Raw genomic sequence first — 9,048 nt, 5'->3', positions numbered from 1 at the left:
CCACCGTGAGGTGGGGCGCCCCATCGGCGTACATCGGTGCGTGTGCCCCTCGAATGGCCCCAGGTCCGGTGCCGCGCAGTAGTCGACGCCGGATTCCGGGGGCAGCGGCTCTCCGGAGTAGATGTCGGTGCAGTACGCGTCGAACACCTCGGCCGCGGTGAGCGGCATGAGCAACTCTCCCTGCAGGCGCCAGCCTTGGACCCGGTCGCGGGTGTCGGGGGTGCTGGAGCGCGCTACCAGGCCGCCCGCGCTCCGGGTCGCGAGGGCGACAGCCAGGACCGAGGCGAATTCCATGGCTTCCTGCTCGTCCAGATCGATACGTCCGTCCGGGTCCGCGGAGGTGTGCAGGGCCGCGGTCAGGTCATGTGTGGGCAGGGAGGCGCTGCACACCAGGTGGTGGGCGCCGTGGCCGACGCTGTCGAGGACGCGGGTCAGCAGGCGGGCGGCCAGCGCGAAGGCGGCGCGGCCGATGTCCTCGCCGCACCCGGCGCACTCCCCGATGCCGGCGAGGACGGAGCCGGCGTACTCCCAGGTGGACCGGCGGACTGCCTCCTCGATCAGTGCGGGTACGAGGGTGTCGAGTGAGCTGCCGTCAAAGGGGACTGTGGCGCCGGCGGCCGCGAGGTCCGCGGTGAAGAAGGTGCGGCTCGCCGCACGGTCGGGGTCGAGGTCGGCTGCGGCGCAGAACTCCTCGTACTCCTCCGGGTCGAAGAGGGCCAGGGTGGTGTGTCTGCCCTGGGCGTCGCGTGCTTTCAGCAGGCCTTCGACCTGCCGGAGATACTCGCCGTGGTCGTCGAAGGCGAAGCTGCGGTAGTGCCGCATCGCTTCGAAGTCCACGTTGTCGGTGAGGACGCCGATCGTGCCGGCGATCTCGCGGCGCAGTGCGCGCCGCATCGTGTCCTGCTTGGTGTGCGCCATGCTTCCCCCTGAACACAGTCGGTCCGTGCTCACTCACCGTAAGCGGTGGCACTGACAACAGTGATCGAGGGGGAAGCGCTGCAGGTCAGCGGCGTTCGCGGGCCAAGTCGGCGTAGAACTGGAGGAGTTCCAGGCTGTCGACCGAGCCGGGATTGACCGCCTTGTCCAGGGGGGTGCCCTGGAGGAGTCGCTTGACCGGGACCTCGATGCGCTTGCCGGTGAGGGTGTGCGGAACGCCGGGGGCCTCGATGATCTCGTCGGGGACGTGGCGCGGGGAGAGCTGTTCTCGGATGGTCTGCTTGATCCGCGTACGGAGGTCGTCGTCCAGGACCGCGCCGGGAGCGAGGTGCACGAAGAGCGGCATCCAGTAGCCGCCGTCGGGCTGTTCGATGCCGATGACGAGGGATTCGCGGATCTCCGGGAGGCGTTCGACGGCCTCGTAGATGTCGGCGGAGCCCATGCGGACGCCCTGGCGGTTCAGGGTGGAGTCGGAGCGGCCGTGGATGACGACCGAGCCGCGGTCGGTGAGCGTGATCCAGTCGCCGTGGCGCCAGACGCCGGGGTACGTGTCGAAGTAGCTGTCGTGGTAGCGGGTGCCGTCCGGGTCGTTCCAGAAGTGGATCGGCATGGACGGCATGGGGTTGGTGACGACGAGTTCGCCGACCTCGCCGATGAGGGGCTTGCCCTGCGGGTCCCAGGACTGGAGGTCCGTGCCCAGGCAGGGGGCCTGGAGTTCGCCGATGTGCACGGGGAGGGTGGGGACGGCGCCGGCGAAGCAGGAGCAGACGTCGGTGCCGCCGCTGACCGAGGCGATCCAGAGGTCTTCGCGCACCTCGTCGTGCAGCCAGCGGAAGCCGTCGGGCGGGAGCGGGGAGCCGGTGGTGGCGACGCACTGGATACGGGAGAGGTCGTGGTCGCGGCCGGGGTGCACACCGGCTTTGCGGCAGGCCATGACGTACGCGGCGGAGGTGCCGAAGAGGGTCGCGCCGGTCTGCTCGGCGATGGCCCACTGGGCGCCGGTCTCGGGATAGCCGGGGCTGCCGTCGTACAGGATCACCGTGGTGCCGGTGAGGAGGCCGGAGACGAGGAAGTTCCACATCATCCAGCCGGTGGAGGTGTACCAGAAGAAGCGGTCCTCCGGGCCGAGGTCGCAGTGCAGGCCGAGCTGCTTGAAGTGCTCGACGAGGATGCCGCCCTGGGACTGGACGATCGCCTTCGGCAGGCCGGTGGTGCCGGAGGAGTAGAGGACCCATAGGGGGTGGTCGAAGGGGACCTGCTCGAAGACCGGCTCGGTGTCGGACGAGGTCAGGGCTGACCATTCGAGTGCGCCTTCGGGCGCCTCGGTGCCCAGGAGCGGGATGTGGACCACCGCGCGCAGGGAGGGCAGTTCGCCGCGGAGCTCGGCGACCGTCTCGCGGCGGTCGTGCTCCTTGCCGCCGTAGCGGTAGCCGTCGACGGTGAACAGGACGACGGGCTCTACCTGTTGGAAGCGGTCGAGGACGCTGCGGGCACCGAAGTCCGGGGCGCAGGAGGTCCACACCGCGCCGACGGCCGCGCTGGCGAGGAGCGCGACGACGGCCTGCGGGATGTTCGGCAGATAGCCGCTGACGCGGTCGCCGGGCTGTACGCCGAGGGCGCGGAGTTCCGCGGCGAGGGAGCCGACCTGGCGGCGCAGCGCGGCCCAGGACACGGGGGTCTGCTCATGTGTCTCGTCCACATACAGCAGCGCGGAATCGTCGGGGCGGTCCGCGGCCGCGCGCAACGCGTGCTCCGCATAGTTGAGGGTGGCGCCCGGGAACCACTCGGCGCCCGGCATCGAACGGTCGCCGAGGACGCGCTCGTACGGCGTGGAGAAGCGGATGTCGAACCACTCGACGACGGCTTGCCAGAACGACTCGAGCTCCGTGACCGACCACCGGTGCAGGGCCTCGTATCCGCCCTCCGCCGGTGCGCCGTGACGGGTGGCGGCCCAGCTCTGGAAACGGGTGATCCGGGCTGTGGAGATCCGGGCCTCGTCGGGCTGCCACAGGGGGGTCGGTGCGGCGGTGGACATCGTGCGGCTCCCAAGCGGTACGCGGTGTGGACGCGGTGGGCGTGGACCGCACCCGTACCGGGTCGGGCGGACGATGTGCGGCTGACAGGGACGATGCCACGTGATCGACTTCCGCACCATAGTGGTCTCCCACACGTCCGCGGATTCAGGGGCGCGAGGGGGTGGTGGTGCGCCACAGCATCACCATCGGCGGCGGATGCGTGAAGATGTGCTCCCGCCCCGGGTGAACGGCAGTTGAACGCCCCCTGTGCGCGGTCGCGGCGGTGGCAGGGTGAGCCGCATGAACGGTCACGATCTGGTGCGATCCGTACGAGCGGTCGGCATGGTGGGCGCGGCGCAGAGCCTGCGGACGGTGCGCGCGGCCTGGCGCAGGCAGCGGGCCGACTCGGCCGGGCTGCCGCGGCGCGGGGCGGAGAGGGCGCGGGTGCCGGGGCCTGTGACCGGGGTCGAGCCGGGGCCTGGCGGGGGTGTCGTGCGGTTCGCGCGGTCCGAGCTGCGGGTGTGTGTGACCGGGGGCGGCGCCGTGTTCTGGGGCTGGGACGGTGCGGGTCCCGAGCCCTCGTACGCGCTGTCGGGTCCACGGCCCGAGCCGGATCCACGGGCGTTCCTGGAGCCCGACAAGGACGGCGGCTGGCGGGTGGTGTCGGAGCGGGTCATGGTCGTGGTGTCCCGGCACGGCACGGTCGAGGTGCGCACCCCGGGCGGCGTGGTGCTGCGGCGGGATCTGCCGCCGCGCTGGTGGGAGCCGGCGGGCGGGGACGGGAGCGGTGCGCGGTGGGTACAGCGGTCCGAAGTGGGGGCCGACGCGCGGTTCTTCGGGCTCGGCGGGCGGGCGGCGGGGCCGCGCCTTGCGGACGGCACGTATCGGCTGTGGAACACCGATCCCGGCGGGTCCTTCGCGCCCGGTGACGATCCGCTGTATCTGACGATGCCGGTGCAGTTGGTGGTCGCGGACGCGGGGACGCATCTGGTCTTCCACGACAACTCCTGGGACGGATCCGTCACCCTGCGCGAGGGCGAGGAGGGGGCCGGTTCGGGGCATGACCGGCCCGGGACGACCGAACTGCGCGTGGACGGTGGCCCGTTGCGCTGCTGGGTGGCGGTCGGGACGCCGGCCCGGGTGCTGCACGCGTGGGCGGCGCTGACGGGGGCGCCCGCGGTGCCGCCGGCCTGGGCGCTCGGGTATCAGCACGCGCGGTGGGGGTTCGGGTCGGCCACGGAGGTCCGCCGCGTGGTGGCCGGGTATCAGGAGCGGGGATTGCCGCTCGGCGCCGTACACCTGGATATCGATCACTATGACGCGCATCAGGTGTTCACGGTCGATCGCGAGAACTTCCCGGAACTGCCCGCGCTGGCGGATGAGTTGCGGGAGCAGGGGACGCGGCTCGTGTCGATCGTCGACCCCGCGGTCAAGGCCCAGCCGGGCCGTGCCCTGTTCGACTCGGGCAGGGCCGAGGACGCGTTCGTACGGGATGCGAAGCGCCGGCGCGTACGGGGTGTGGTGTGGCCGGGTGAGTCGGTCTACCCGGATTTCACCGCGCCGCATGTGCGGGCCTGGTGGGGCCGGCAGTACGCCGAGCGGCTCGGGCAGGGGTTCTCCGGGTTCTGGCATGACATGAACGAGCCGGTGTCGTTCGCCGCTTTCGGTGACCCGTCGCTGCCGCGGTCGGCGCGGCACGCGCTGGACGGGCGGGGCGGTGATCATCGCGAGGCGCACAACGTCTACGGGCTGTGCATGGCCCGGGCCGCGTACGAAGGGCTGTGCGAACTGCGGCCCCAGGAGCGGCCGTTCCTGTTCTCACGCTCGGGCTGGGCGGGGTTGCAGCGCTACGGCGGAAGCTGGTCCGGGGATGTGGAGACCAGCTGGGCGGGGCTGCGGGCCTCGTTGGCTCTGGTGCTCGGTCTCGGGCTGTGCGGGATTCCGTATTCGGGGCCTGATGTGGGCGGGTTCAGCGGGCAGCCGACCGCGGAGCTGTATCTGCGGTGGTTCCAGCTGGGGGCGTGGCTGCCGCTGTTCCGTACGCACTCGGCGATGCATGCCGGCCGGCGTGAGCCCTGGGTGTACGGGGATGAGGTCCTCGCGCATGCGCGGGCGGCGCTGGAGGAGCGGCGCCGGCTGCATCCGTACTTCGTGACGCTCTCCCAGCTCGCGGCGCGCACGGGTGCTCCGTATGTACGGCCGCTGTGGTGGTCGGCGCCGGAGGACCGGGCGCTGCGGGACTGCGACGATGCGTTCCTGCTGGGGGACGCGCTGCTTGTGGCGCCGGTGTTCGAGCCCGGTGCCGACCGGCGGGCGGTGCGGCTGCCACGGGGGCGGTGGTACGACACCGTCGGTGAGCGCGCTTATGACGGGCCGGGACAGGTGCTTCTCGACGCTCCCCCGTCCCGGATCCCGGTGCTCGCGCGGGCCGGGACGGTGGTGCCGGTGCGCGGTGAGGACGGGGAGCTCGAGCTGGAGGTGTGGGCGCCGCTGCGGGGGCGTACCGGCGGCGGGCTTGTCGTGCGCGATCCCGGGGACGGCTGGGAGCGTGCCGAAGTCGAGCGCTATGTGACGCGGTGGAAGAACGACCGGGTGGTGGTCGTTCGGGAGACGGACGCGGGTGTGGAGGAGGTCACCCAGAGGGTGCGGGTACGGGGGGTGTGAGGGCCGGGTCCTCGATGGTGAACCACAGCTCCGGGCGCTCCCAGGTCACCTTCGGCGGGCTGGGCGGGAGCGTGCCGGTGCGGTGCGCTCCCATCGCGCGGTAGAAGCCCTCCGATGGCGGGTGCGAGACCACACGTACGCCCGAAAAGCCCGCTGCGCGTGCCTCGTTGAGCATGTGTGTGATCAGGCGACGCCCGACGCCGCTGCCCTGGGCTTCGTCGGCGACGAAGGCCAGGTCGAGCTCGGGCGGATCGCAGAGGAGCGAGGAGAAGCCGAGTGGCGCGCCTTGCGGGTCCTCGGCGAGGAACACGCGGTGGCGCGCCACGTAGTCGGGGGTCACGCGGTAGCCCTCGAGGATCGAGGCGTACGTCCCTTCGTACGCGCTCGACGCCAGCATGAGGCTGGTGAGCGCTGGGGCGTCGGTCGGTACGGCTCGGCGGATGGTGATCGGATCCATGCGGGCGAGTATAGGGGCGCACAGTGACAGGGACCCTTACATTCCTTGCTGGCTCCCTTACGCGTAGCGCCCCTCGAACCATGCCGCGGCCGCCACCGTGTGGAGGGGGAAGCCGAGTGCGGACGGGGCGCGCAGAAGGGAGCGGGCGGTGGTCTCGTCGGTCGGCGCGAAGGGCGGGAGCTCCGCCGCGGGGCGGGGCGGCAGGACACCGAAGAGGAGGAGGTGGCCGTCCGGGGAGCTCAGGGCGTCGGCGAGGCGGACGTCGCGTTCGTCTGCTTCGATGCCGGTCTCCTCGCGCAACTCCCGTACCAGCGCGTGCCGCCAGTCCTCGTTGTGATCGACGAAGCCGCCGGGCAGGGCGAGTTGGCCGCGGGCGGGCTCGATTCCGCGCGTGACGACGAGCAGGCCCATGCCTTCCGTGTCGTGGACGGGCTGCAGTGCGACGGCAACCGGAAGCGGATTGCGGTACGCGACGGCGCCGCAGACAGAGCAGGTTCGGGGCCAGCCGGAGACGTCCGTGTAGGGAGCGCCGCAGCTCGAACAGTGGGAGTCCTGGGCGGACTTGGCGGGGGAGGATACAGGCTCGGGCACGGGCGGGACTGTAGCGGAACGCCGACACGCCCGTGCGGCCGCCTACCCCCGTCGCCTGACTCGCCCGTCTTGGGCTCACCTTGCCCAGTCCGACTCGCCCGCCTTGGGGTCCGACTCGCCCGTCTTGGGCTCACCCTTCCCATGCGCCCCATCCGACTGGTAGACGGAGGGGCCATGACTCGTCTTTCGCGTACGCGCACTGTGTGGCGCACCCTCGCCGTCGCCGCTGCCGCCCTGCTCACCGTGACGGCGGCGCCGGCCACGGCCGGTGCCGAGCCGGAGCCCAAGGCGCCCGAGGAGTTCGTGGCGCTCGACCGGGTGGACCGGACGATCCTGCACGAGATGCGCTACACGACGGCGCACAACTTCGTCGGTGAGCGCATCGACGGCTACCGCCAGCCGGTCTGCATCCTGACGAAGCCGGCCGCGCTCGCTCTGCGCAAGGCTCAGCGAGGGCTCCTGAAGCAGGGGTACTCGCTGAAGGTGTACGACTGCTACCGGCCGCAGCGGGCGGTGGATCACTTCGTACGGTGGGCCGAGGATCTGGACGACGAGCGGATGAAGGCGGAGTTCTATCCGAACGTCGACAAGTCCCGTCTCTTCGCGGACGGTTACATCGCCGAGAAGTCGGGACACAGCCGGGGTTCCACGGTCGACCTCACCATCGTGAAGCTGCCCGCGCCGCCGACGCGGCCGTATGTGCCGGGCGAGCCGCTGGTTCCGTGCTTCGCGCCGGTGGACAGGCGATTCCCGGACAGTTCGGTGGACATGGGCACGGGTTACGACTGCTTTGACACGCTGTCCCACACGGACGATCCGCGGATCACCGGAGAGCAGCGCGCCAATCGGGATCTGCTCCGGGGGACGTTGAGTGCGGTCGGGTTCGTGAATCTGCCGGAGGAGTGGTGGCACTTCACGTACAAGCCGGAGGTTTTTCCGGAGACTTACTTCGACTTTCCGGTGAGCCGGAGGTCGGTGGCGCGCTAGCAGGCATTTGAGCGAGTGAAGGCTTCCTCAGAAGCCGAGCGGCTCGCGGAGCAGGAGGATCGTGGCGCGGCCGGGGTGGGGTTCGGCGTTGAGGATGAGGAGTCTGTTCAAGGCGCTGGGGACTCCGTAGGCCTCCAGGGCGCGTTCGTTCTCCAGGTGCAGGCAGTGGTCTTCGACGCGGCGCAACGCCGTGGGGAGGTCGGGGACCACCTTCTGTGCGCCGATGATGAGGATCATGCGGGGTGCCGCGCCCGCATAGCCCGCGAGTTGGCTGCCGCTGGCCGAGGCGGCCACCAGGGAGCCGGTTTCGGTGACCGCGGCGACGCTGCCGACGATGACGTCGGGGGCCGCGATCATCCGCCACATCTCGGTCAGTTGAGTGGAGCGGTCCATGGACCTGCTGCGCGCCTTGACCGAGTCGTAGCGTCCGCTGTTGTTGATGTCGTCGTCGATGCCCGTGAGGCGGAGGGTTTCACTGGCGCCGGTGAAGACGGTGGCGCCCTGCGGGATGAGGTCGCGGACGCGATCGCGTGCGGCGGCGCCGTCGTCGAGGATCTCGGCGGCGAAGTTGCGCTCCTTCAGCGCCGCGGCGGTCCGCTCCAGGCCGGCGGGGGAAGCCGGCGAGGTGAACGGGGTGGCCGGAACGGTGGTGGACATGGCGCCTCCTGCGTGGCGGTGGGTGGTCGTGTGCGGTCCTCACCAGTACGACAACGCGGCCCGCCGGAATGTGAGGCGAGGCGGCCGCGTCACATCTGCGAGCGCTGTCTCGTCGAAGGGAGGACGGCAACCGCGGCGACGGGACGGGTGACGGGATGGGCAGCACGGGGACGGGGTACGGGCCGGGCGGCACGGGGACGGGGTACGGGCCGGGCAGCGCGGGGACGGGGTACGGGCCGGGCGATCCGGGATTGAGCGGTGTCATCGGTGAACGGCGCCGGCTGACCAACATCGCCTACCGGCTGCTCGGTTCCCTGGCCGACGCCGAGGACGCCGTACAGGAGGCCTACGCCCGGTGGTACGCGATGACGCACGCCCGGCGGGAGGCCGTCTCCTCCCCCGGCGCCTGGCTCACGACGGTGACCAGCCGCGTCTGCCTCGATCTGCTCGGTTCGGCGCGGGCAAGGCGGGAGACGTACGTGGGCGAGTGGATCCCCGAGCCGCTGCCCGACGGTACCGAGTGGGGCACGGCGCGGGCAGGGGGCGCCGCAGCGGATCCGGCCGACCGGGTCACCCTCGACGAGTCGGTCGGCATGGCCTTCCTCGTGGTTCTGGAGGCGATGACGCCGGCCGAGAGGGTCGCCTTCGTCCTGCACGACGTCTTCCGGTACCCCTTCGCCGAAGTGGCGCGGATCGTCGGACGTACGCCGGCGGCCTGCCGCCAGCTGGCCTCGTCGGCCC

At 71.3% G+C, this 9,048-nt stretch carries 8 protein-coding genes; 3 read left to right on the top strand and 5 right to left on the bottom strand.

Going from position 1 to position 9,048, the window contains the following annotated elements:
* On the bottom strand, positions 1 to 918 hold a 918-nt coding region (locus JAO81_RS40945), incomplete at its 3' end, for a hypothetical protein (RefSeq protein ID WP_199553098.1).
* 85 nt (positions 919 to 1,003) lie between these two features.
* Entirely contained in the window at positions 1,004 to 2,971 is a 1,968-nt protein-coding gene (locus JAO81_RS40940) for an acetoacetate--CoA ligase (protein WP_199553097.1), read from the bottom strand.
* A gap of 280 nt (positions 2,972 to 3,251) precedes the next feature.
* On the opposite strand from JAO81_RS40940, the gene JAO81_RS40935 reads away from it, so the two are divergent.
* Entirely contained in the window at positions 3,252 to 5,615 is a 2,364-nt protein-coding gene (locus JAO81_RS40935; protein WP_199553096.1) for a glycoside hydrolase family 31 protein, read from the top strand.
* Here JAO81_RS40935 and JAO81_RS40930 read toward each other — a convergent pair.
* Both JAO81_RS40930 and JAO81_RS40925 read right to left on the bottom strand, forming a co-directional pair.
* Positions 5,584 to 6,072, bottom strand: coding sequence for a GNAT family N-acetyltransferase (locus JAO81_RS40930; RefSeq protein WP_199553095.1), 489 nt, complete (start codon positions 6,070 to 6,072; stop codon positions 5,584 to 5,586). The two genes, JAO81_RS40935 and JAO81_RS40930, sit on opposite strands and share 32 nt — an antisense overlap.
* 57 nt (positions 6,073 to 6,129) lie before the next feature.
* The gene (locus JAO81_RS40925) at positions 6,130 to 6,663 is read right to left on the bottom strand and encodes an NUDIX domain-containing protein (protein ID WP_199553094.1); all 534 of its coding nucleotides are present in this window, start codon (positions 6,661 to 6,663) and stop codon (positions 6,130 to 6,132) included.
* Between the two features lie 174 nt (positions 6,664 to 6,837).
* On the opposite strand from JAO81_RS40925, the gene JAO81_RS40920 reads away from it, so the two are divergent.
* Entirely contained in the window at positions 6,838 to 7,650 is an 813-nt protein-coding gene (locus JAO81_RS40920) for a M15 family metallopeptidase (protein ID WP_199553093.1), read from the top strand.
* 27 nt (positions 7,651 to 7,677) lie between these two features.
* Here JAO81_RS40920 and JAO81_RS40915 read toward each other — a convergent pair whose 3' ends face one another.
* A complete protein-coding gene (locus tag JAO81_RS40915) occupies positions 7,678 to 8,307 on the bottom strand; it encodes an LUD domain-containing protein (RefSeq protein ID WP_199553092.1) in 630 nt (209 codons plus the stop codon).
* Between the two features lie 155 nt (positions 8,308 to 8,462).
* Between JAO81_RS40915 and JAO81_RS40910 the strand changes: the two genes are divergently transcribed.
* The coding region (locus JAO81_RS40910; protein ID WP_267913126.1) for a sigma factor at positions 8,463 to 9,048 on the top strand (586 nt) is incomplete at its 3' end.

This window comes from Streptomyces sp. N35, from assembly GCF_016464295.1.
Lineage (GTDB): Bacteria > Actinomycetota > Actinomycetes > Streptomycetales > Streptomycetaceae > Streptomyces.
This window is presented reverse-complemented; position numbering and strand designations above follow the sequence as displayed.